20 protein-coding genes are annotated in these 22,834 nt (G+C 44.5%); 14 read left to right on the top strand and 6 right to left on the bottom strand.

What is annotated here, in order from left to right; genetic code table 11:
• Positions 1-71: 71 nt before the first annotated feature.
• Together srmB and R7D93_RS13235 are read right to left on the bottom strand one after the other, a co-directional pair.
• Positions 72-1,295, bottom strand: a complete 1,224-nt coding sequence (srmB, locus tag R7D93_RS13240) for an ATP-dependent RNA helicase SrmB (protein WP_005381797.1) — start codon at positions 1,293-1,295, stop codon at positions 72-74.
• Between the two features lie 107 nt (positions 1,296-1,402).
• Positions 1,403-2,122, bottom strand: coding sequence for a tRNA1(Val) (adenine(37)-N6)-methyltransferase (locus R7D93_RS13235; protein ID WP_053306891.1), 720 nt, complete (start codon positions 2,120-2,122; stop codon positions 1,403-1,405).
• A 330-nt stretch (positions 2,123-2,452) separates the two neighbouring features.
• Between R7D93_RS13235 and brnQ the strand changes: the two genes are divergently transcribed.
• A complete protein-coding gene (brnQ, locus tag R7D93_RS13230) occupies positions 2,453-3,763 on the top strand; it encodes a branched-chain amino acid transport system II carrier protein (RefSeq protein WP_005381792.1) in 1,311 nt (436 codons plus the stop codon).
• Positions 3,764-3,848: 85 nt separating this feature from the next.
• On the opposite strand, the gene fldB is transcribed toward brnQ, so the two are convergent.
• Positions 3,849-4,367: a flavodoxin FldB gene (gene fldB, locus R7D93_RS13225; protein ID WP_005381790.1), complete on the bottom strand. Its 519-nt coding sequence runs from the start codon at positions 4,365-4,367 to the stop codon at positions 3,849-3,851.
• Positions 4,368-4,524: 157 nt separating this feature from the next.
• On the opposite strand from fldB, the gene xerD reads away from it, so the two are divergent.
• The 7 genes from xerD (at position 4,525) to R7D93_RS13190 (ending at position 13,256) form a co-directional block, all read left to right on the top strand.
• Positions 4,525-5,442, top strand: a complete 918-nt coding sequence (xerD, locus tag R7D93_RS13220) for a site-specific tyrosine recombinase XerD (protein ID WP_005381788.1) — start codon at positions 4,525-4,527, stop codon at positions 5,440-5,442.
• Positions 5,443-5,501: 59 nt separating this feature from the next.
• Complete coding sequence (dsbC, locus tag R7D93_RS13215; protein ID WP_005381786.1) at positions 5,502-6,290, top strand: bifunctional protein-disulfide isomerase/oxidoreductase DsbC; 789 nt, start codon at positions 5,502-5,504, stop codon at positions 6,288-6,290.
• Between the two features lie 43 nt (positions 6,291-6,333).
• The gene (gene recJ / locus R7D93_RS13210; RefSeq protein WP_017821504.1) at positions 6,334-8,073 is read left to right on the top strand and encodes a single-stranded-DNA-specific exonuclease RecJ; all 1,740 of its coding nucleotides are present in this window, start codon (positions 6,334-6,336) and stop codon (positions 8,071-8,073) included.
• Positions 8,074-8,246: 173 nt separating this feature from the next.
• Positions 8,247-9,345 (top strand): peptide chain release factor 2 gene (gene prfB / locus R7D93_RS13205; protein WP_100068604.1). Its coding sequence is split into 2 segments (ribosomal slippage): positions 8,247-8,321 and positions 8,323-9,345, totalling 1,098 coding nucleotides; the frame shifts between segments, so codons are not numbered across the junction.
• A 34-nt stretch (positions 9,346-9,379) separates the two neighbouring features.
• On the top strand, positions 9,380-10,897 hold the full coding sequence (gene lysS, locus R7D93_RS13200; RefSeq protein ID WP_137281723.1) for a lysine--tRNA ligase: 1,518 nt from the start codon (positions 9,380-9,382) through the stop codon (positions 10,895-10,897).
• Between the two features lie 243 nt (positions 10,898-11,140).
• Complete coding sequence (gene vpsR, locus R7D93_RS13195; protein WP_017635067.1) at positions 11,141-12,475, top strand: cyclic-di-GMP-binding transcriptional regulator VpsR; 1,335 nt, start codon at positions 11,141-11,143, stop codon at positions 12,473-12,475.
• A gap of 529 nt (positions 12,476-13,004) precedes the next feature.
• Complete coding sequence (locus R7D93_RS13190) at positions 13,005-13,256, top strand: hypothetical protein (protein WP_005381776.1); 252 nt, start codon at positions 13,005-13,007, stop codon at positions 13,254-13,256.
• A gap of 131 nt (positions 13,257-13,387) precedes the next feature.
• On the opposite strand, the gene R7D93_RS13185 is transcribed toward R7D93_RS13190, so the two are convergent.
• On the bottom strand, positions 13,388-14,422 hold the full coding sequence (locus R7D93_RS13185; RefSeq protein WP_005381774.1) for an NADP(H)-dependent aldo-keto reductase: 1,035 nt from the start codon (positions 14,420-14,422) through the stop codon (positions 13,388-13,390).
• A gap of 154 nt (positions 14,423-14,576) precedes the next feature.
• Here R7D93_RS13185 and R7D93_RS13180 point away from each other — a divergent pair, with 154 nt between their 5' ends.
• Positions 14,577-14,888, top strand: a complete 312-nt coding sequence (locus tag R7D93_RS13180) for a DUF6482 family protein (protein ID WP_005381772.1) — start codon at positions 14,577-14,579, stop codon at positions 14,886-14,888.
• Between the two features lie 15 nt (positions 14,889-14,903).
• Here the strand turns inward: R7D93_RS13180 and mutH are convergent, their stop codons facing one another.
• Complete coding sequence (gene mutH / locus R7D93_RS13175) at positions 14,904-15,584, bottom strand: DNA mismatch repair endonuclease MutH (RefSeq protein WP_017821501.1); 681 nt, start codon at positions 15,582-15,584, stop codon at positions 14,904-14,906.
• 619 nt (positions 15,585-16,203) lie between these two features.
• Here mutH and rppH point away from each other — a divergent pair.
• The 5 genes from rppH (at position 16,204) to R7D93_RS13150 (ending at position 21,542) form a co-directional block, all read left to right on the top strand.
• The gene (gene rppH / locus R7D93_RS13170; protein WP_005381953.1) at positions 16,204-16,725 is read left to right on the top strand and encodes an RNA pyrophosphohydrolase; all 522 of its coding nucleotides are present in this window, start codon (positions 16,204-16,206) and stop codon (positions 16,723-16,725) included.
• Between the two features lie 2 nt (positions 16,726-16,727).
• Positions 16,728-18,974 (top strand): phosphoenolpyruvate--protein phosphotransferase, encoded by a 2,247-nt coding sequence (ptsP, locus tag R7D93_RS13165; RefSeq protein WP_104975865.1) that lies wholly within the window; start codon positions 16,728-16,730, stop codon positions 18,972-18,974.
• A 6-nt stretch (positions 18,975-18,980) separates the two neighbouring features.
• Positions 18,981-19,772: a sulfite exporter TauE/SafE family protein gene (locus tag R7D93_RS13160; RefSeq protein ID WP_005385965.1), complete on the top strand. Its 792-nt coding sequence runs from the start codon at positions 18,981-18,983 to the stop codon at positions 19,770-19,772.
• 87 nt (positions 19,773-19,859) lie between these two features.
• On the top strand, positions 19,860-20,681 hold the full coding sequence (lgt, locus tag R7D93_RS13155) for a prolipoprotein diacylglyceryl transferase (RefSeq protein WP_005381948.1): 822 nt from the start codon (positions 19,860-19,862) through the stop codon (positions 20,679-20,681).
• A gap of 9 nt (positions 20,682-20,690) precedes the next feature.
• A complete protein-coding gene (locus tag R7D93_RS13150; RefSeq protein ID WP_005381947.1) occupies positions 20,691-21,542 on the top strand; it encodes a thymidylate synthase in 852 nt (283 codons plus the stop codon).
• A gap of 70 nt (positions 21,543-21,612) precedes the next feature.
• On the opposite strand, the gene R7D93_RS13145 is transcribed toward R7D93_RS13150, so the two are convergent.
• Positions 21,613-22,755, bottom strand: a complete 1,143-nt coding sequence (locus R7D93_RS13145; RefSeq protein ID WP_062730733.1) for a flavohemoglobin expression-modulating QEGLA motif protein — start codon at positions 22,753-22,755, stop codon at positions 21,613-21,615.
• Positions 22,756-22,834 lie beyond the last annotated feature (79 nt).

Raw genomic sequence — 22,834 nt, 5'->3', positions numbered from 1 at the left:
ACAAACGAAAAAGGGTTGGCATTGCCAACCCTTTGTTATTTTCTAGCTTGAGCTACTTGGCTCCAACAAGATTACTTCTTCTTAGCGGTTTTCTTTTTCGCTACTTTTTTCTTGTCGTCTTTTTTCTTTTTCTTCTTAAACACAGGCTTTTTGTGTTTAGGACGCATCTCTTTCACGAAACGCTCTTTGATGTCTTCTTTCACGTAGCGCGCAACGCGATCCATCATTGGTTGGTCGTGTGCTTCTACGATTGAGATAGCGTTACCTTTCTTACCTGCGCGAGCCGTACGGCCGATACGGTGAAGGTAAACATCAGCCGTGCGCGGCATGTCGTAGTTGATAACGTGTGATACATCCGGAAGATCGATACCACGCGCAGCAACGTCCGTCGCTAGCAGCACGTTCACAGTACCATCGCGGAAGCGAGAAATCGCATTGTTACGACGATCTTGCGGCATTTCACCTTGAATCCAAGAACATGGAATCTGTGCACTTTCAAGCTGCGCTCGTAGCTCAGCCAAACGCTCACGAGTCTTTAAAAAGACGATAGTGCGCTCAGCTTGCTGAGTAATAATGTGTTTTAGTAATTCCAGTTTGTGTTCAGCATCATCAGCTCGGTGATACCACTGAGCAATTTTCTTACGCTCACGCAGCGGTGATTTTGCATCAATCTCTGCTGGGTCATTCAACAGATCAGCGGTAAAGCCTTCTACGCCTTTCCCTTCTAACGTTGCTGAGAACAGAAGGGTTTGCTTACGCCAGCGACATTCGTTAGATAGGCGATCGACAGTAGGAGCAAAACCCATATCTAGCATACGGTCTGCTTCATCAAGGATTAACCATTCGATTGCACGACAATCAAAACGTTCTGCATCAATGTATTCTTTTAAACGGCCAGGTGTCGCAACCACAATGTCTTGTGTTGTTGCAAGGATGTCGGCGTGCTCTTGGTACTGAACACCACCAGTGATGGTGAAAATGTTGAGTTTGGTATTTTTTGCCAAAGCACGTGCTTGATCGGCAATTTGCATCGCCAGTTCGCGAGTAGGCGTTAGGATCAAAATACGCGCAGGCCCAGGCTTACGACGAGGGAAGTCTTGCAAGTATTGCAATGCTGGCAGGACGAAGGCGGCCGTTTTACCAGTTCCTGTTGGCGCTGACGCTAGAATGTCACGACCGTCCAACGCTTGTGGAATCGCTTCTGCCTGAATTTTTGTTGGGCGTTCGTAACCCATCTCTTCAATGGCTTCAAGTAGGTTTTGGTCTAGATCAAGTTCAGCAAAGGTTCTGATCACAATGAGTTCTCCACAAGCAAAGCTTGGTTAATGGTTCGCCACAACAGCATAGAATACAAAAAGGTCGCACATTATAAAGTGATTGGTGATAAGGATCACATGTTATTTCACATCTTAAGATAAAACTCGCGGGTTAACTGGATGAAATCATCACTATAGCCGTCATTTGAACGGATAATTAAATGTGACGTCTGCAAATCGCAAGGTCGTTTTGACAGTTCAAATAACAATCGGTGTACTGGTTTCTTTTCTGATGGTTGCACACGACAGATCCTCGATAGATACCAACCTTGGTTTAATGCTAGCTCAATGAACTGCTCGCCTTCGGTGATTGGCAAAACAAAACTAGCTCTCCCTTCGTCATCAAGCAAATGATAGCAACGCTGTAGCAATGCGTTATGGCCTAGCGTATCAGTGTGCCTCGCGGTTGCACGTTGACTGTGTTTCGATTGCTCGCCGCTGTTGAAGTAGGGCGGGTTACAAATGATGCGTTGGAATGGATGTGTCGGCGTAAAGTGCAGTATGTCGGTGTGATGCACACTTACACGATCTGACCAAGGAGACTGGGCCATATTTTTTTGCGCGGCAGCAACGGCTGTTAATTCGATATCGACCGCGGTTATTTGAGCTTCTGTAAAGCGTTGAGCACACATCAGGGCAAGCAGGCCAGTGCCAGTGCCAATATCGAGAATTTTAGCGTCGTTAGGGCTTTGAATCCAAGCACCAAGCATTACCCCATCTGTGCTGACTGGCATACCACTCTCGCCGCCCTCAATACAAAATTGCTTAAAATTGAAACCTTTAGTTTTCAGTTTTTTGTTCTTCATGATTGTTTTATATTTGCTCAATAATTAAGTGGATTACTCTATTGTTTATTAATTGTATAGATTGTTGTTTTGTTGGTTATTAAATTGTATTGTTAATTGATCGAGATAAAGAACTGGTCTGTCATTTGGATCTGGTTATATCCACTGCTTTTAAGTTTGAAAACTAAATTAATATGGTGTTTTTTTCTTAAAGGTTGCCAAATGATGAGTCTTTCGTCATTATGCGGCGAAAATTTTATAGATTGAACCACGTGTACTTATTGACTTTAGGTATACAAAAAGTGGTCTAAGCATACACAACATTCATTAATTAAAAGACAAGGGTTATCTGTGAAGCAGACGTTAAAACTAACAGATATTATCGCAGTAGGCTTTATGCTATTTGCGTTCTTTTTAGGTGCGGGCAATATTATCTTTCCACCTCTAGCGGGTCAGTTAGCGGGTGAAAACTTAATGCCAGCTATGTTTGGTTTCTTGCTAACAGCGGTAGGTCTACCTCTTATTACTATCGTTGCTATTGCTGTTGCTGGTGGTTCTTGGGATCACTTGACGCAAGATCTTCCGAAAAAAGCGGCAGTTCTTATGGCTGCACTGATTTTCATCATCATTGGTCCAGCGTTTGCAGCGCCTCGTACAGGCCTAGTGGCTTACGAGATGGCGGTGAAACCTTTCTTCCTTGAGGCGTCACAAACGCATCTGACAGCGTTCTCAGTGATCTTCTTTATCGCAGCGATGATGTTCTCATGGTTCCAAGGCCGTTTGATCGATCTTATCGGTAAAGTACTGACACCAGCATTGTTCGTTGGTTTGATCATTCTTGCTGTCGCTGTCTTCCTTGATCCTCAGGGCGATATGATTGGCGCGCACGGTGAATACCTAACGCAGCCTCTGACCAAAGGCTTCTTAGAAGGCTACAACACAATGGATACGTTCGCGTCATTGATGTTTGGCATGCTGATGGTTGACGCACTACGCGGTAAAGGCATTACTGAGCGCTCTGCAACTACTAAATATCTGATCTATGCAGGTTGTATTGCCGCTGCTGGTCTTGCGTTTGTTTACATCTCACTATTTTACTTAGGTGCGACGAGTGCAACGGTTGCTGCTGGTGCTGATAATGGTGGCCTAGTGCTTAGCCAATACGTTCAAGCGTTGTTTGGTCCATACGGTCAAATCGTTCTGTCTGTCATCGTATTGCTAGCGTGTCTGACAACCGCGATTGGCTTGATTTCTGCGTGTTCAGATTTCTTCAGCTCGAAAACACCACTGTCATACAAGCAATGGGTACTGATTAATGGTTCTGTTTGTGCATTGGTTGCAAACGTTGGTCTTGCGCAGCTGATTTCTCTGTCAGTGCCAGTATTGTTTGCGCTGTACCCTGTGGCGATTGCGTTGGTTGCACTAACATTTGTGCGTAGCAAACTGCCGAATCCACGCTTTGCTTACCGTGCAGTACTGCTTGTATCTCTGCTGTTTGCGTTGGTTGATGCGGCAAAAGTATCGGGTATTGATGTTTCTGCGTTTAACATGTTGCCATTATTCGAAGTCGGCATGGGTTGGGTGCTTCCAACATTTGCGGCTATCGTGTGCATGTTCTTCATCGCGAAACCTCGCCCAGAGCTAGCACAAGAAACCGCGTAATCACTTCGCGTTATCAAGATAATAAAAAGCCCGATGAATTACTTCATCGGGCTTTTTACTTTTTAATGATTACGTGTTTGCGCTATTAAAGCGTGTCGTGGAATTCCACAAGAACTTGTTCACACCATTTTTCGATGCGTTCATCACTCAGTTCGTACTGTGAGTCTTCATCTAACGCAAGTCCAACAAACTTGCTGCCATCTTCGATCAATGCTTTCGATGCTTCAAATTCGTAGCCTTCATTTGGCCAGTAACCGATAAAGGTTGCGCCTGTGGCTTGCAATTCATCGTGAAGTAAGCCCATCGCATCTAAATACCACTCTCCGTAACCTTCTTGGTCACCCAGACCAAACAGCGCTACAACTTTGCCTTTCAGTGGTGTGGTCGCGATGTCTTGCCAAATCGCGTTCCAATCTTCTTGAATTTCACCAAAATCCCAAGTTGAGATGCCAAGGAGTAATAAGTCGTAGTCCGCCATTAGTGATAACGGTGTCTCTTTCACATTGTGAATGTCGACAAGGTCTTCACCAATAAGGGTACGAATTTTCTCTGCTGCCATTTCGGTGTAGCAGGTCGTTGAGCCGTAAAAGAGTCCGATTTTCATTATATTCGTCGTTATTTGTGTTGCTGTTGTGGAAGATTCTAACCATAAATTGAGGAAGATTGCAGCGAATATCCTATGTGGGATGATTTTTTATGGTATTGGATTGGCAGGTGCTTTAATCTAAATACTGTAAATATAAACAGATAAGGAAGCATTCATGACGGCACAACAGCCTGTCAATCAACAAGATTTTTCGCTTGTTGAGCAATTCTTAGATGCGATGTGGATGGAGCGTGGCCTATCAGAGAACACGTTGGCTTCCTACCGAAACGATTTAATGAAGCTGCTCGTGTGGATGGAAAAACATCGATACCGTCTTGATTTTATCAGTTTGTCTGGCTTGCAAGAATATCAAAGCCACCTTGTAGATTTAGATTACAAACAGACGTCTCGTGCGCGTATGTTGTCGGCGATTCGCCGTTTATTTCAATACCTGCATCGTGAGAAGGTGCGTGCTGATGACCCGAGTGCGCTCTTGGTTAGCCCTAAACTGCCACAACGTTTACCCAAAGATATTAGTGAAGAGCAAGTGGACGCGTTGCTCGAAGCGCCAGACCCGAATGACCCTATAGAATTGCGCGATAAAGCGATGCTAGAGCTACTCTACGCGACAGGGTTGCGTGTGACAGAGCTCGTCAGTTTGACCATGGAAAATGTTAGCTTGCGCCAAGGGGTGGTGCGCGTGACTGGTAAAGGTGGTAAAGAACGCCTGGTTCCTATGGGGGAAAACGCGGTCGATTGGATCGAGACGTTCATTCAACAAGGGCGCCCTGCGTTACTTGGTGATACATCATCTGATATTGTTTTTCCTAGTAAACGCGCAAGACAAATGACTCGTCAGACGTTTTGGCACCGTATTAAGTACTATGCTTTGATAGCAGGGATTGATACTGATCAGCTGTCGCCGCACGTACTGCGGCATGCCTTTGCCACGCATTTATTGAACTATGGCGCAGATCTCAGGGTCGTACAGATGCTTTTAGGACATAGTGACTTATCGACCACGCAAATTTATACTCACGTGGCGACTGAACGATTGAAGCAGATCCACAGTCAACACCACCCAAGAGCGTAACAATGGTTAGATTCATCCATGTCTTCTTGGAAAAACGATTTTACATTAAGGTGAATTTCATGAGCGTATTACGCCGACTAACTCTGCTGACTTTACCATTTTTTGTTACCGCTTGTGGTGCAGAAGAAAGTCAGGCTCAAACGGAGACTCCTGCGCAACAAGTGGCGCCAGCTGCACAAAGCGGCTTTGATGAAGCAGCATTAAAAACTAAGTTCTCAAAGCTTGGTTTATCTATCGTTGATATTCAACCATCAGACGTCGCTGGCTTATTGGAAATTCAAACCAATGGCGGGATCCTGTTTGCTTCAAATGATGGTAGCCATTTTATCGCTGGTACGCTTTATGCCATTAATGATGATGGCAGTTACAAAGATGTCATAGCAGAGCGTCAAGCGCCGCTTAACGCCGAGAAAATTGCGCAGTTCTCCGATAGCATGATCGAATACAAAGCCGACGATGAAAAGTATGTTGTGACCGTATTCACAGATATCACCTGTGGTTACTGTGTGCGTCTGCATAGCCAAATGCAAGGCTATAATGATCTAGGTATTACAGTGCGTTACATGGCTTACCCTCGCCAAGGTGCAACTGGCCCTGTGGCAGAGCAAATGGCAACGATTTGGTGTGCTGAAGATCCGGCGTCGGCAATGCACAACGCGAAAGTGAATCGTACATTTGATAACCCTGCGAAAGACTTGAAACAGTGTAAAGAAACCATCCAGGCGCATTACAATCTAGGTCGCCAATTGGGTATTTCTGGTACGCCAGCAATCTTCTTACCGAATGGCGAAATGGTTGGTGGCTACCTACCACCTGCAGAGCTATTGAAACGTTTAAAGCAACTATAATCCTTTAGGAGCAGAGCCGGCAAAGTTGTCGGCTCTTTCAAGCATGATAGAAATTCAACGACGTCCTGAACCAGATCTTTCCCTTCTTCCTGATTCCATTCCTCCGATTCTTAAACGTATCTACATCAACCGTGGGATAACGGATCTTTCACAATTAGAAACGTCGGCCCGTGGGTTGCATTCATATCAAAAACTCGGGGGGATTGAGCAAGCTGTCGATCTTTTGTTTCAGGCGATAAAAGAACAAAAACGCATCATCGTTGTCGGTGATTTTGACGCTGATGGTGCGACAAGCTCAGCATTATCAGTACTCGCGCTGCGTATGCTTGGTAGTCACAATGTGGATTACTTAGTGCCAAATCGTTTTGAAGACGGTTATGGGTTAAGTCCAGAAGTCGTTGACCAAGCCTTAGAGCTTGGCGCTGAGATGATCATGACGGTGGATAACGGCGTCTCATCAATCGAAGGTGTGCGTTACGCAAAAGAAAATGGCATTACCGTGCTCGTTACCGATCACCACTTGCCAGGACAAGTGTTGCCTGATGTGGATGCAATGGTGAACCCAAACCTTGAGAGCTGTAGCTTTCCATCTAAAGCGCTTGCGGGGGTGGGGGTCGCGTTTTATCTCATGATGGCACTATGCGTTCATATGCGAAAACACAATTGGTTTGCAGAACAGGGGATGCAAGAGCCCAAGTTGATGGAACTGATTGACCTTGTTGCACTGGGTACCGTCGCCGACGTCGTTCCATTGGATGAAAACAACCGCATTCTTGTACACCAAGGTTTGCAACGTATTCGTGCGGGCAAAGCGCGTCCCGGCATCCAAGCGTTAATTGAGGTCGCTAAGCGCGATGCGCGTCGTTTAGTTGCGTCCGATTTTGGCTTTGCTTTAGGTCCACGTATTAACGCAGCAGGTCGTCTTGATGACATGTCTTTCGGTGTTGAACTGCTGATGTGTAACAACATCCACGCAGCTCGTCGCATGGCAAGTGAATTGGATGGCTTGAACCAGACTCGTAAAGAGATTGAAGAAGGCATGAAGCAAGAAGCGATGGCTTTCTGTGAGCGCCTTCAGTTTGGTGAAGGCAATGAGCTTCCTTATGGCTTAGCCTTATTCCAACGTGATTGGCACCAAGGTGTGATTGGTATTTTGGCTTCGCGCATTAAAGAGAAGTTTCATCGTCCAGTCATTGCATTTGCTGATGGTGGAGAAGGGACGATTAAAGGCTCGTGTCGTTCTATTCCGGGGCTACACATGCGCGATGCGTTGGATTTCATCGACACGCAAAACCCGGGTTTGATCATCAAGTTTGGTGGACACGCCATGGCAGCAGGCTTAACGATTAAAGAGCAGGATTTTGAGCGTTTCAGTCGTTTGTTTGATGAAGTGGTAAAAAAGGAACTCGATGAAGCGGCGCTAAAAGGCGTGATCATGTCAGATGGCGAACTTAAGCCGGAAGAGTTCTCTATGCATGTTGCTGAACAGCTGCGATCGGGTGGCCCTTTTGGACAAGCTTTCCCAGAGCCAATCTTTGATGGTGAGTTTAAAGTACTGCATCAAAAGCTGGTGGGTGAGAAGCATCTTAAATTGATGTTAGAGCCGCTTTATAAAGGTCACCCTACCAATGTGATGATCGACGGTATCGCATTCAATGTTGATCTACGTCGATGGCCAGATGCATCGGTTAAAACAGTACGTCTCGCGTATAAGCTGGATGTGAATGAATTTCGTGGTAATCAATCATTGCAATTGATGATCGACCATATCGAAGCTAAGTAATACCTAGATCAACCTTTCTTATAGAGTACGGTTGCCCCTAAGTGGGCGTAAAATTTTATGACCGTGCTCTCTCTCACCGCAATCTGATTTCTCATCCGAAATTTTCCTGTATCTCGGTCACATTTTTCAGTAGAATTTCTCGGTTAAATTCTATTCTAAAATGTTGAGTAAACATGTTTGAAATCAATCCAATTAAAAACCGTCTGCAGGACGTGTCTCAGCGCACAAATGTCCTGAGGGGGTATCTTTGACTATGACGCGAAGAAAGAGCGTCTAGAAGAAGTCAACGCAGAACTTGAACAACCAGATGTATGGAACGAACCTGAGCGTGCGCAAGCACTGGGTAAAGAGCGTGCATCACTAGAAGCGGTTGTTGAAACCATTGATCAACTAGAGCAAGGTGTGGAAGATGTAGAAGGTCTTCTTGAGCTGGCTGTAGAAGAAGAAGATCAAGAAACATTTGACGAAATTGAACCAGAACTTGCTGAGTTGGAAGAGAAGCTAGAAAAGCTTGAATTCCGTCGTATGTTCTCTGGAGACCACGATAGCTCTGATTGTTACATCGATTTGCAAGCTGGCTCTGGTGGTACAGAAGCACAAGACTGGACTAACATGCTGCTGCGTATGTACCTACGTTGGGCAGAAGCGAAGGGCTTCAAAGCTGAAGTGATTGAAGTCTCTGAAGGTGAAGTCGCGGGTCTTAAGTCGGCAACAGTTCGCATCTCTGGTGAGTATGCGTACGGTTGGTTACGCACTGAAACGGGCGTTCATCGTCTTGTTCGTAAATCTCCGTTCGATTCAGGCGGTCGTCGCCATACGTCATTTGCTTCTGCGTTCATCTATCCAGAGATTGATGAAAACATCGACATCGACATTAATCCTTCCGACCTACGTATTGACGTTTACCGTGCGTCAGGCGCAGGTGGTCAGCACGTAAACACCACAGAATCTGCGGTACGTATTACGCACGTACCTACGAACACAGTGGTTCAGTGTCAGAATGACCGTTCTCAACATAAGAACAAAGATCAGGCAATGAAACAGCTTCGAGCGAAGCTATTTGAGCTTGAATTGCAAAAGCAAAATGCGGAAAAACAAGCTAATGAAGACGCTAAGTCTGACATTGGCTGGGGTAGCCAGATCCGTTCTTACGTATTGGATGACTCACGTATTAAGGACCTCCGTACGGGCATTGAAAACCGTAATACTCAAGCGGTTCTTGATGGCGATCTGGACAAATTTATTGAAGCTAGCCTGAAATCAGGTCTATAAAGCTTTTCACCGACAAAAACAGGATACATCGAAAATGACTGATGCTGTTCAAAACGAAACTGTACTAGAAGAAAATAAGCTGATTGCTGAACGCCGCGCTAAACTGGATGCAATCCGAAAGAGCTGCAAAGCGAACGGCCATCCAAACGACTTCCGTCGTGACACACTAGCGGGCGACCTTCAGAAAGAGTTCGGTGAAAAGACGAAGGAAGAGCTAGAAGAGCTTAACCACGTAGTAGCAATCGCTGGCCGTATCATGGCTAAACGTGGTCCATTCTTGGTAATTCAAGAAACTTCTGGCCGTATCCAAGCTTACGCTGACAAAGCGGTTCAAAAAGTACTTAAAGAAAAATACCAAGGTCTAGATATCGGTGACATCATCGGTGTTAAAGGTGCACTTCATAAGTCTGGTAAAGGTGACCTATACGTGAACATGGAAGAGTACGAGTTGCTAACCAAAGCACTACGTCCACTTCCAGAGAAGTTCCACGGTCTAACTGACCAAGAGATGCGTTACCGCCAACGTTACGTTGACCTGATCGTTAACGAAGACTCTCGTCAAGCGTTTGTAGTACGTTCTAAAGTCATGTCTGCAATCCGCAACTTCATGATCTCTAAGCAGTTCATGGAAGTTGAAACGCCAATGATGCACGTTATTCCTGGCGGTGCGAGTGCGCGTCCATTTATCACGCACCACAACGCACTAGACATGCCAATGTACCTACGTATCGCGCCAGAGCTATACCTGAAGCGTCTAGTTGTTGGTGGTTTTGATCGCGTATTCGAAATCAACCGTAACTTCCGTAACGAAGGCCTTTCTCCACGCCACAACCCAGAATTCACAATGATGGAATTCTACATGGCGTACGCAGACTACAAAGATCTGATGGACCTAACTGAAGAACTACTAAGCTCAGTGGCGCAAGAAGTTCTAGGTTCAACGTCAATGCCTTACGGTGATGAAACGGTTGAGTTTGGTGGTACTTACACTCGTATGAGCATGTTCGAAGCAATCAAGCACTACAACCCAGACCACGCGCAAATCCAAGCGCTAACAGAAGAAGACCTACAAAACCGTGATCTAATGGTTTCTATCGCGAAATCTGTTCACGTTGAAGTAGAACCTTTCTGGACATGTGGTCAGCTTCTTGAAGAGATCTTTGGTGAAACAGCAGAACCTAAGCTAATGCAGCCTACGTTCATCACTGGTTACCCAGCAGATATTTCTCCGTTGGCTCGTCGTAGCGATGATAACCCGTTCTTTACAGACCGCTTTGAGTTCTTTATCGGTGGCCGTGAAGTAGCGAACGGTTTCTCAGAGCTTAACGATGCTGAAGACCAAGATGCACGCTTTAAAGCACAGGTTGAAGCGAAAGAGTCTGGTGACGACGAAGCAATGTTCTACGATGCAGACTACATCACTGCTCTAGAGCACGGCCTACCGCCAACAGCAGGCCAAGGTATCGGTATCGACCGTTTGGTTATGCTACTGACTAACACGCACACTATCCGTGACGTGATCCTATTCCCTGCAATGCGCCCGCAAGCGTAATTCGATAGGATGAGTAAAAAACCACCTTCGGGTGGTTTTTTTTTGCCTTTTAGTTAAGTTAATTCAAGTTGTTGCATTTGCCTTTTAATGGGATATGCAAATAAACATTCGCCAAATCTCAATCTATTGCATAGTCTTAATACTGAGACAGACGTGAGGGGGCGGAGTCTCGATAATGTTACCCGCTCGCAAAGATAAGTTTGTGGCACAAAATTTCTATTAACAATGAAAAAGGGTTAGAGAATGGCTGGGCAGTTTAAGATGGATTCCATCCCGGGATCGCTTGTGGTAGTTGGCGGTACTTATGAGCCTTGGTTATCGGTACTGGAGCAAGTGGGCTGGAAGTGTCACCAAGTAGGTGATTTACGCAAAGCTAATACGCTGTTAGAAGATATTGGTCCATGTATCGGTATTGTTGATCTCAGCCATGACGAGTTCAGCTTGAATGGTTTGGCGAACTTAGTCAGCTCTCACAAACACGTACGTTGGTTAGCGTTTATTCGTGAATCTCAGCTTGGCACTGACACCATATGCCAGTTCATTGTTAACTTTTGTATCGATTTTTTCACAGCGCCGATCCCAGATGCACAGTTATTAAGCACAATAGGTCACCAGCTTGGCATGCTTAAGTTGGAGAAAAAAGTTTGGCCTAGTTTTGGTAGCAGTTTAGATATGGGTCTGATCGGTGAATCTATCCCGATGAAACGTTTACGCGATCAAGTGAAGCGCATTGGTCCAACGGACGTCAGCATTCTGATTTCTGGGGAAAGTGGGACTGGTAAAGAGGCGGTTGCTAGGGCCATCCATAAAGTCTCTTCACGCTCTCATAAACCGTTTATGGCAATTAACTGTCGCGCACTCAATGAACAACGTTTCCAAGCTGAAGTATTTGGTATTAACGCCGATGAAGATATGGAAGCATGCCTGCTTGAACAAGCAGATGGTGGCACCGTGTTGTTTAATGACATTCTTACCATTTCAAAAGAGCAGCAAATGAATCTGCTGAGATTCTTGCAAGAAGGCACCATTGATACCAAAGATGGCGTAAAAGCGGTTAACGTACGCATTCTTGCTGCTAACTCGTCAGATGTTGAAAAAGCTTTGATTGACGGTGACTTCAATGAAGAACTTTACCATTACATCAACGTTCTGCGCATCAATGTCCCTAGCTTGAAAGAACGTGCGAGTGACATCGCATTGCTGGCTCGTTTCTACTTACAAGAGTTCTCAAAAGAGTACAACTCGCAAGCAAAAAGCTTTTCTGAGGATGCATTCAAGGCACTGACACGTTATTTCTGGCCTGGAAATGTGCGTGAGCTGATGAACCAAGTGAAGCGAGCGGTATTAATGTCCGACAGCGTAATGATTGAAGAGCATCACTTAGATTTACCTCAACGTAATGACTCAAAGCGCAGCTTGAAATCAATCCGAGAGAAGAGTGAACGTGATGCGTTGCTGGTTGTTTTGGAATCTCATTCTGGTCAAGTTTCAAATGCGGCGAAAGAGCTCGGAGTTTCGCGTGCAACCATGTATCGACTACTTAATAAACATAACTTGATTTCCGAACAAGCCATGTAGTTGGCCTTTCCCTGTGTCAAATAGGCGAATAAATACAATAAAAGAGAGTGGCCACAGAGCCGCTCTTTTTATTTTTTGTTTGGTTTGATTTATAAAATCCGCAAATTTATATATTCCTCAGGTGAATATGTTATACATAAAAGTATATGAAACTAAATTGCGGTGTATTGATTTGTTTTTAATCAAAAAGGCAAAAAATGTTTGATATATATTCATCAAAGCTTACAATTTAACCGTAACTCAATGAGTTATACCTTTCATAAACGGATTAATTTTTAGCTAGGAGGCGCAAGATGAAACATTACGTTGTTAACACCACTGCTTGCGCTGATCGTATGCCTATCGCTCCGATAACCCTTAAATCGGATGATACCAATACCACTGGCTCACAAGATAAAAATTAATCCGTAACCTATCATATTTATTACTAGGCTGCGGGAAAGTAGCGGCTTAGTATCAACAGAATATTTCTGTTCATTTTACGCACTATTTTTCCCAGTCGAATACATCGATAATCGGAGAAAATATTATGCGTCACTCTATTTACTTACAATTGGCCACTTTGCTATTGAAAGCAGACCTTAAACGCGAAGAAAAGCAATGGCAGCGTACCATACGCCGAACTGCTCATGATATTCCATGGACGAATGTTCATCTATTGAGGGATATTGGTTTAGATCGCGATGGTCGTTCTACACGTGCCAATGTTCCGGATGCAGTAAAAGTTGAACGTCGAGTTCGTCACCTTCGTCGAGTCTTAACGTCGCGAATAATGACGTAATCGTTAGCGTGTTGGGCTGACTGAGTTGCTAACGAGTCATTCAACACGCTTAACTTTTTATATGAAGTATGACTTCATTGGATAAACAGCTGATCTTGAAGATCAGCTGTTTTCGTTTGAAGGTGGTACTGTTAAGGGCAAGGATTCGAGTAAGTTGTACCTATTGCTTGAATTTCAGTAAGTAGTTCGTCGCTAAGTTGCAAATCAATACTGTCGATATTGGCTTTTAATTGGTCTAGGTTTGTTGCTCCGATAATGTTAGAAGCAACAAATGGACGCTGATTGACAAACGCGAGCGCCATTTGTGCAGGGTTTAGACCATGCTCTTGAGCTAAATTGACGTAAGCTTCGGTCGCTTTAACACCTTGTGGAGTGAAGTAGCGCGCAAAACGCTCCCACTTAGTGCATCGAGCGCCTTCAGGTTTTGCCCCGTTTAGGTATTTACCACTCAGGCAGCCAAATGCCAAAGGAGAGTAGGCAAGTAACTGAACGCCTTCGTAATGGCTGATTTCAGACAAGCCAACTTCGAAGCTGCGGTTCAATAAGTTATATGGGTTTTGAATGGAGACAATTCTTGGCAAATCGTGTTTTTCTGCCAAACGCAGTAGCGACATCACCCCCCACGGCGTCTCGTTGGATACGCCGATATAGCGCACTTTACCTGCATTCACTAATTCAGTAAGCGCTTCCAACGTTTCAATTAACGTGACTTCTTCTTGTTTGTCAGGGTATGGGTAGTTGAGTTGACCAAAGCAGTTGGTTTGACGCTGCGGCCAATGTAGTTGGTACAAATCGACATAATCGGTTTGTAGACGATTAAGGCTGTCATCAATTGCTGTATGGATGTGGCGACGATTAAGGCTCATGTTGTCTCTAATGTGAGGAACATTGCGAGGGCCTGCCACTTTTGTTGCCAGTACTACTTTCTCTCTTTTGCCGCTTTTTGCTAACCAATTACCGATGTATTGCTCGGTGAGCCCTTGTGTTTCCGAGTTTGGCGGTACAGGGTACATCTCTGCGGTATCGATGAAGTTCACCCCATGATCGAGGGCAAAGTCGAGCTGTTCAAAGGCGTCCTTTTCTGTGTTTTGCTCGCCAAACGTCATAGTGCCGAGGCAGATTTTACTGATCTCAAGTGATGAGTGCGGTAGTTTTGTGTATTGCATATCACGTCCTTGAAGAGTTACCGACTAAATAAGTGACTCCAATATAGGGGATTTTTAGCCGCAATCGCAAATGATTTACGTATAAAGGAAGAGCAAACTCGAAAGCTACAGTTAGCCTAACTACACTTAAATGATCGTGTGAAGGAGGTATGTTATGCAGAAGCATCAATTGGACATGTGGCTACATGGTCCACATAAAGATACTTATAAAACTCCCAAAGTATTTGTGATTGGGTGTTCTGATGTCTCTGACTATCTTTTAGCTGTGGAGTACAAGCATCAACTTGAGCCGATTAAAGACGGTGAAGACCCGATACATTTTGGCTCTCTAGACTTAGTAAAAGAAGAACTATTGAGGCTAGGGGTCGATAAAGCGTATTTAAGGCTGCGCAATGCGTATGACGAATGTGGCACTGAAGAGGCAGCCTCATACTGCGATATTGAGTTATCGCTCGTGACGCACTAAATAGCTGATATGGTTTTATTCTGGTTGAGTGTTAATGTAGTGCTTGAGTAAGATCTGTTCAGTAAACTGTGTTCTAAGGTAAAAGCCTCGGGGCAGAGTTTTCATCGGCTTACCATTTGAGTTATATGCTTCGGTGAGCGCTTTTGCATTTGCGGCTTTAGGGCGAAGATGCAGCGCTTCTCCGTGTCTGGCGGAAATTTGATCAAATCTTCCCAAGACGATCATCTCCATTAACTCTTCCCAGTCATTTCGCAAAATCCGTTCTTCTTCTTCATCTGGTGACCAAATGAGTGGACTGCCCACACGTCTTTCAGCGAGTGGGATTTCTCGTTCTCCTTCTACGGGTACCCAAAGCACACGAGATAGCTTGTTTCGAACATGACTTGTTTCCCATGTAAGACCATGAACACCAGTGAGGGGGGCCACAGAAACAAAGGTTGTTTCTAAAGGTTTGCCAGAGTAACTGATCGGAATACTTTTCAACTCGATCCCTAGTTTTGCGAAATCTTGTTGAGGTTTACTGCCAGCTGGAGCGCCCAAGTGCCATTCGAGTAATTGACCCACCCAACCTTTATCACGTTTTAAGTTTTCAGGAACAATCATATTCGCCTCGGCGGCCAACTCAGCAAAACTGAGTCCTGCCATATCATGCGCTCGTTCCAATAGCTCTGCTTCTGTTTGTGGTTCTGGTTTCATAGTTACAAGGTGGTATTACAAAAAATATAGTTTATCAAACTCCGACCAAATCTACTGTTTAAGATTTCACCGAGGCGGTGTAAGAACGATCAATTCATAACTTATCCACAGGTGTAGGAGGTATTGATAAGATCCTGACGAGGTCTGTATGAATAAACAGGGGTTAAAATGCATTTTTGGGGTTGATTTTGTTGTAATCATCTAAACGAATAGCAGGTAAGTGTGGATAAATAGCCTGTTGGTGGATCTTTGACCGATCTGAGTTTGGTGAAAAGATCATCAAGAAATTGAAGATCGAATTATCGTTATTTTTAAAAATAAATACTTTTTTATCAATGTTTTATGTTTGTTTTTTTGTTTATTCATTTGTTTTTCATTTGATGGGATTGAACTGAATTACTCATTTGAATTGAATTCTTCACAAAGTTATTCACAGAAAAGGTGAATAAATGTGGGCAATGTCTCACTCTTGTGTTGATAAGGTATGGTTTGATTAAAAGATATCCAAAAATGCTGAAAAGGTAATAAATCTTGCTCATATCACATCAGTAAGTTTGCTAGTAATGGGGATATGTGGAAAAATCACGGTAATAAAAAATTTATTCATAGAGGTTAGCCAGTGATAGATGGCGATGGTTACCGACTTAATGTTGGTATTGTGATATGTAATAACCATGGTCAGGTCTTCTGGGCTAAACGATACGGGCAACACTCATGGCAATTTCCACAAGGTGGGATTGACGAAGGTGAAACCCCTGAACAAGCCATGTTCAGGGAGTTATACGAAGAAGTCGGTTTAACGAAAAAAGACGTTAAGATCATTGCAACAAGTCGTCATTGGTTAAGATATAAGCTACCAAAGCGATTGGTGCGTTGGGACTCCAAGCCTGTTTGTATCGGCCAAAAACAGAAATGGTTTCTGCTGAGATTAGAATGCGATGAGTCTCGCATTAATATGCAACGCGGAAAATCCCCTGAATTTGATGGTTGGCGCTGGGTAAGTTACTGGTATCCAGTTAGGCAAGTTGTTTCTTTCAAGCGAGATGTTTATCGACGAGCGATGAAAGAATTTGCATCCTTAGCCATGCCTTTTCGAGAGAGAAAAGCGAAAGGGAAAAGAAAAAAGCAACGTAGAGGATAATCATGCTCAGTCAGCTAAGGGAAATAGTTGAGAAAGTCTCCAGGGTCGATGATGTGCATCTGGCACTCGATATATTGGTGAAAGAGACTTGTGCTGCCCTTAGTACTGAGTGCTGTACTATCTATCTTGCTAATGAAGAAATGCAGCGCCTTGAGTTAATGGCAACTCAAGGCCTTATTTTTGAAGGTGATAGTATTCATATCAACTTCAATGAAGGCTTGGTTGGGTTGGTAAAACGAAGCGCTGAACCCCTTAACCTTGCCGAAGCCTCAAAACACCCCGAGTTCAAATTCTTTCCTCAACTCGGCGAACAGATTTACCACTCTTTTTTAGCTACTCCAATCATTCATCGTAAACAAGTTTTAGGTGTGTTGGTGATCCAACAAAAAACGCCGCGCTTGTTTAGTGAAATGGAAGAATCGTTTCTTGTTACCTTATCCGCTCAGTTAGCGGTGCTCATTGCACATGCGCAGAATCTTGGGCATTGGCAGTTAGCATCTAAACCCACGGTATTAAAAGGTTTGCCTGCGTCTACTGGTGTCGCGATTGGAGAGTTTTGGTTCGACAATACCCAGCCGAGTTTATCGGATATTTTCCCTTCGTCCACGTTAGATAAGGAACGCGAGCACGAGACACTACTGGTGGCCATAGAGCGAGCGTTAAATGACTTTCGCCGCATGCGGAAAAAACTGGACAGTGAAATCAACAAAGATGCGCTGGCGATCTTCGATCTGTTTACTCACTTACTGAATGATCCGATGCTTCGCGGTGATTTGAAGAAGCAGATTGAAAAAGGAGACAGGGCAGACTGGGCGTTACGCCAAGTTGTAGAGTCATACTCGAATCGATTTGCAAGAATGTCGGATGTATACATGCGTGAAAGAGCGCAAGATATCCGAGAGTTAGGGCAAAGGCTGCTCTATTTTCTGCACAACAGCGAGCAAGAAAATTCTGCAATTGATCGTCCCATTATTTTGGTGGCGAATGAACTCACTGCCACCTTGCTCGCTTCTGTACCTAAAGAGTTTTTGTTAGCTGTCGTATCATTAGAGGGAGGCGCAAACTCTCACGCTGCCATTTTATCTCGAGCTCTTGGGGTCCCTGCAGTCATGGGCGCCAACATTAATCCGGATGTGGTTAATGGCAAACTCGGGATAGTCGACGGCTATACGGGTGAGATCTTCTTAGAGCCAAACCGCCAGTTGTTGCGAGAGTATCGCAGCTTAGTAAGCGAAGAGTCTGAATTGTTTGCCATGGTAAACAAGGACCTCGCACTCCCTGCGGTTACGCAAGATAATCACCATATCGAAATTATGCTGAATGCGGGACTCAGTGCAGACAGTAATATTGCCATCAACACAGGTGTTGATGGTGTTGGGTTGTACCGAACTGAGATTGCATTTTTACTTCAGCATCACTTTCCTTCGGAAGATGAGCAGTATCATCAATACCAAGCAATACTTAACAGCTATCCGAATCAACGAGTAGTGATGCGTACTTTGGATATTGGTGGTGACAAACCTTTGCCGTATTTGCCCATCGAAGAAGATAATCCGTTTCTAGGCTGGCGTGGCATTCGTTTTACATTGGATCATCCAGACATTTTCTTGATCCAGCTGCGTGCAATGTTAAGAGCGAGTGCAGAAAGCGGAAACTTAAGTATCTTATTGCCAATGGTGTCAGGGGTAAAAGAGCTAGACGATGCCATTAGCTTGATTAATCAAGCTCACAGCGAAGCCGTTTTGCTTGATGATAGAATTCAATTCCCACAAATTGGGGTCATGATTGAAGTACCATCGATGGTGTATCTGTTGCCAACGATTGCTCACCGTGTTGATTTTGTTTCTGTCGGGACAAACGATTTAACTCAGTATTTATTAGCGGTAGATAGGAACAATTCGCGCGTAGCGGATGTCTATGAATCTATGCATCCTGCGGTACTGTTAGCGCTTAAGCAAATCCATGAGGTGTGTGATAAATATCAGGTGCCCGTGTGTATTTGTGGTGAGCTAGCGGGTGATCCATTTGGCGCTCTTCTCTTACTTGGGTTAGGGTATACCAGTTTGAGTATGAACACCTCCAACGTGGCTAAGGTGAAATATTTGATTCGTCATAGTCAACAAGAAGAATTAGAAAAATTAGCGGAGCAAGCAATGACAAAATCCTATGGGGAGGACATTCATCAAATGATGCATGACTTCTTCATTCAACAGGGCTTTGCGGGCTTTATCCGTGCAGGTAAAAAGTAGGAAATCGTGACCGTCTCTTTATTTTTGTTATTGTTGGCGCTAGGCGCTTTTGTGGGTGTGATGGCGGGGTTACTCGGTATCGGTGGTGGTTTGATTGTTGTTCCTGCCTTGTTGTATTTGCTTCCTCTTGCTGGGATCTCTCCAGAAATGAGTATGCACATGGCCTTAGCCACTTCGTTAGCGAGTATTATTGTCACGTCTGGCTCATCGGCGATGAATCACCTTAAGCTCGGCAATGTCGATATGTTTGTCGTAAAATGGTTGATGCCTGGTGTGGTCATTGGTGGCTTTGTTGGTGCCAATATTGCTGAGTGGATCCCTACACACTATTTGCCGAAAGTGTTTGGTGTCATTGTTCTTTGCCTGTCAGTACAAATGTTTCGTTCCATTAAAGTTACGAGCAGTAAACCTATGCCGAGCAGCCCTGTGACTGTAGTTTACGGCACGGGAATTGGTGTCGTATCAAGCCTTGCTGGTATTGGTGGTGGCTCACTGTCGGTACCATTTTTAAATAAACATGGGATAGAGATGCGTAAAGCGGTGGGCTCATCCTCCGTTTGTGGTTGCGTGATTGCTATTTCTGGTATGATCGGCTTCATCTTACATGGCTATAAAGTCGAAGGCTTACCTTCATACAGTATTGGTTATGTTTATCTTCCCGCTTTATTAGCGATTGCTATGGCCTCGATGCTCACAACAAAAGTGGGTGCGAAGCTGGCAACTAACCTTCCAACTGCGGTATTAAAAAAGATATTCGCGGTGTTCTTAATGTTTGTTGCAGCGACCATGCTGCTCTAAGTTTGTACCCAAGTCATTCTCGCTGAACCAAGCATCTAGAGGTTACTTGGGTATATTTATTTTGTTGTGATAAGAAGAGAATGATTTATGTCTCAGGGATATATTGAATTTCCCAATATTGATCCGGTTTTAATCTCTATTGGTCCTGTTTCGGTTCGTTGGTACGGTTTGATGTACCTTGTGGGCTTTATGTTTGCTCTATGGTTAGCGAACCGACGTGCGGATAAGCCTGGAAGTGGTTGGACACGAGAGCAGGTTTCTGATTTGTTGTTCGCAGGCTTCCTTGGCGTGGTGATTGGTGGCCGTGTAGGCTACGTGCTTTTCTACAATTTTGAGCTCTTCCTGGCTGACCCTTTGTATCTATTTAAAGTGTGGACCGGTGGTATGTCTTTCCACGGGGGCTTACTGGGTGTGATTACCGCGATGTTCTGGTATGCACACAAAAACGGGCGAACTTTCTTCGGTGTTGCTGACTTTATCGCGCCGCTTGTGCCATTTGGTTTGGGTATGGGGCGTTTAGGTAACTTCATGAACAGCGAGTTGTGGGGCCGAGTAACGGATGTGCCTTGGGCGATCGTTTTCCCAAATGGCGGTCCACTGCCACGTCATCCATCGCAGCTTTATGAAATGGCGCTTGAAGGTATCGTCCTTTTCTTCATTTTGAATTGGTTCATCAAGAAACCTCGTCCTCTAGGTTCTGTTTCAGGACTCTTTCTTGCGGGTTACGGAACCTTCCGTTTCCTAGTAGAATACGTGCGCGAACCAGACGCTCATTTGGGGTTATTCGGTGGCTTTATTTCCATGGGACAGATTTTATCCCTGCCAATGGTGGTTATCGGTGTCCTCATGATGGTTTGGGCATACAAACGTGGTCATTACAAAGACGAATTACCACAAAAGACGAAGTAAGGTATTGGTGTGAAACAGTATTTAGATTTGTGTCAACGCATCGTTGACCAAGGTGTTTGGGTTGAAAATGAGCGTACAGGCAAGCGCTGCCTGACCGTAATCAACGCGGATTTAACCTACGATGTTGCGAACAATCAATTTCCGTTGGTCACCACACGTAAAAGTTTTTGGAAAGCGGCCGTTGCAGAGCTATTAGGGTATATTCGTGGTTACGATAATGCGGAAGATTTTCGTAAGCTGGGCACGAAAACCTGGGATGCCAATGCCAACCTAAATGATGCCTGGTTGAATAACCCATACCGTAAAGGCGAAGACGACATGGGCCGTGTCTATGGGGTTCAAGGGCGCGCCTGGGCGAAACCTGATGGTGGTCATGTTGACCAGCTACGTAAGATAGTGGATGACTTAACGCGTGGTGTTGATGACCGCGGTGAAATCTTGAACTTCTACAACCCGGGTGAGTTCCACATGGGGTGCTTGCGTCCTTGTATGTACAGTCACCATTTTTCATTGCTGGATGATACGCTTTACCTGAATAGTACTCAGCGTTCGTGTGATGTACCGCTTGGCTTAAACTTCAATATGGTTCAAGTTTACGTGTTCTTGGCGATTATGGCGCAAATTACGGGCAAGAAACCTGGTCAGGCATTTCATAAGATTGTGAATGCTCACATTTATGAAGACCAGCTTGAACTGATGCGCGATGTTCAGTTGAAGCGTGAGCCATTAAAAGCGCCGACGTTCCATATCAACCCAGAGATTAAATCTCTAGAAGATTTGGAAACATGGGTCACACTGGATGACTTTTGGGTTGAAGGGTACGAGCATCACGATCCTATTCGTTACCCATTCTCAGTGTAACGAGTATCGTTCTTCAAGATATAGAAAAAGCTCCGAATGGAGCTTTTTTCTTTTTTGTACTTAGAAGGTATTATTTTAGTGCACTGACAATATAACGGTGAATTGGGCTGGTCTGCATCGGTGTGGATAGTGCCGGGCTAATAAACTTAGGTTGAGTGAATATTTCTTTACTCACTAATGAACGGATAAGCTCAAAGTACTTCAGCTCAGTTTTCCCGCACAACAATAGTGAAAAGTCATCGCCCAATTTATCATAGGCATTGAGCACCTCTCGGAATCCTCTAAGATACAAGTAATCCTTCGTTAAACCTCCACCTCGATAGACTCGGGCAGTCGTTGTAAATGCTTGAAGATCAGAAGCTTTATACTGTTCTTTTAATAGCATGAACGTATGGCGGAAATCGCGATCCTTGATCATCGACTCTACTGCCAGAACTCGTAAGGCTAAGGTTCTTAGGCGCTTGATACTGAAATGTCCTGACAGATACTCACATAATATAGCCAGCCCTTCTTGAGTGTTGGTATTGGCAGGACAACCTAAGCTCAGGACTTTTAGCGGTTGTTGACGACCGTTAAGCGTAGTCAGGAGATGTACTCCCATTTCATGATGTGCAAGAGCCTCCAGCTCATCAGTGGTGATGTACGCCGCGTGGTTAATTTTGACTCGAGACCCTGAAACTAGTGCGTTTGCTAACATCCCGTCCAACACCTGTATTTCACATTCATACCCATTGCGTTGAGCAAAATTTTGCATGAAACGTGCTATTGCACGGCTATCGTGCTGAGGTTCTTTTTCTTCTTCTGTAGGAAGGTGCAATATGAAATGGGCGTTGGCAATATCTTTGGCGCTCGGTTCCCCATAATAGCGTAAGGAGTTATAAAGAAACTCTTGCGTACCTATGGTATTCACTTGATCCAGTTTATCTGCATAAGACTGAATTACATCCGCGTACAGCCTCTGCAGTTGGGTGTCTTGAATGTTTTCTAGAGGTAGCTCATATAGACGTCGCTTTGCGCTGTGGGTATCTACGTTAGTAATTGAATATTGAAAATTAGGCTCTTGAGAATATTTGTTTTTAATGAAACGTTCTCTTTCTTGAGCATAATTAAGAGGATTCACGCTACTGAGGATATCAATATCAGCAACCAGTTGGGTTAGGTTTTCGTCTATTGCGAGTAGCTGATCAGAAATAGCGTCATTAAGCTGCGTCATGTTGTCGACTCCAAATGAGATAGCTCAGCATAAGCATGCTGATGTGGCTCAAATTATCACCGGACAATCGATTTGAACA

The organism is Vibrio sp. YT-15 (assembly GCF_033337445.1).
GTDB lineage: Bacteria > Pseudomonadota > Gammaproteobacteria > Enterobacterales > Vibrionaceae > Vibrio > Vibrio alginolyticus.
The sequence above is the reverse complement of the archived record's forward strand: the minus strand, read 5'-3'. Positions and strand labels throughout refer to the sequence as shown.

Coding starts and splice junctions, on each gene's coding strand:
- recJ (WP_017821504.1), top strand. CDS start 6,334: ATGATAGAAATTCAACGACGTCCTGAACCAGATCTTTCCCTTCTTCCT.
- lysS (WP_137281723.1), top strand. CDS start 9,380: ATGACTGATGCTGTTCAAAACGAAACTGTACTAGAAGAAAATAAGCTG.
- R7D93_RS13180 (WP_005381772.1), top strand. CDS start 14,577: ATGCAGAAGCATCAATTGGACATGTGGCTACATGGTCCACATAAAGAT.
- R7D93_RS13190 (WP_005381776.1), top strand. CDS start 13,005: ATGCGTCACTCTATTTACTTACAATTGGCCACTTTGCTATTGAAAGCA.
- vpsR (WP_017635067.1), top strand. CDS start 11,141: ATGGCTGGGCAGTTTAAGATGGATTCCATCCCGGGATCGCTTGTGGTA.
- mutH (WP_017821501.1), bottom strand. CDS start 15,584: ATGAAACCAGAACCACAAACAGAAGCAGAGCTATTGGAACGAGCGCAT.
- R7D93_RS13235 (WP_053306891.1), bottom strand. CDS start 2,122: ATGAAGAACAAAAAACTGAAAACTAAAGGTTTCAATTTTAAGCAATTT.
- ptsP (WP_104975865.1), top strand. CDS start 16,728: ATGCTCAGTCAGCTAAGGGAAATAGTTGAGAAAGTCTCCAGGGTCGAT.
- dsbC (WP_005381786.1), top strand. CDS start 5,502: ATGAGCGTATTACGCCGACTAACTCTGCTGACTTTACCATTTTTTGTT.
- lgt (WP_005381948.1), top strand. CDS start 19,860: ATGTCTCAGGGATATATTGAATTTCCCAATATTGATCCGGTTTTAATC.
- xerD (WP_005381788.1), top strand. CDS start 4,525: ATGACGGCACAACAGCCTGTCAATCAACAAGATTTTTCGCTTGTTGAG.
- fldB (WP_005381790.1), bottom strand. CDS start 4,367: ATGAAAATCGGACTCTTTTACGGCTCAACGACCTGCTACACCGAAATG.
- R7D93_RS13185 (WP_005381774.1), bottom strand. CDS start 14,422: ATGCAATACACAAAACTACCGCACTCATCACTTGAGATCAGTAAAATC.
- R7D93_RS13145 (WP_062730733.1), bottom strand. CDS start 22,755: ATGACGCAGCTTAATGACGCTATTTCTGATCAGCTACTCGCAATAGAC.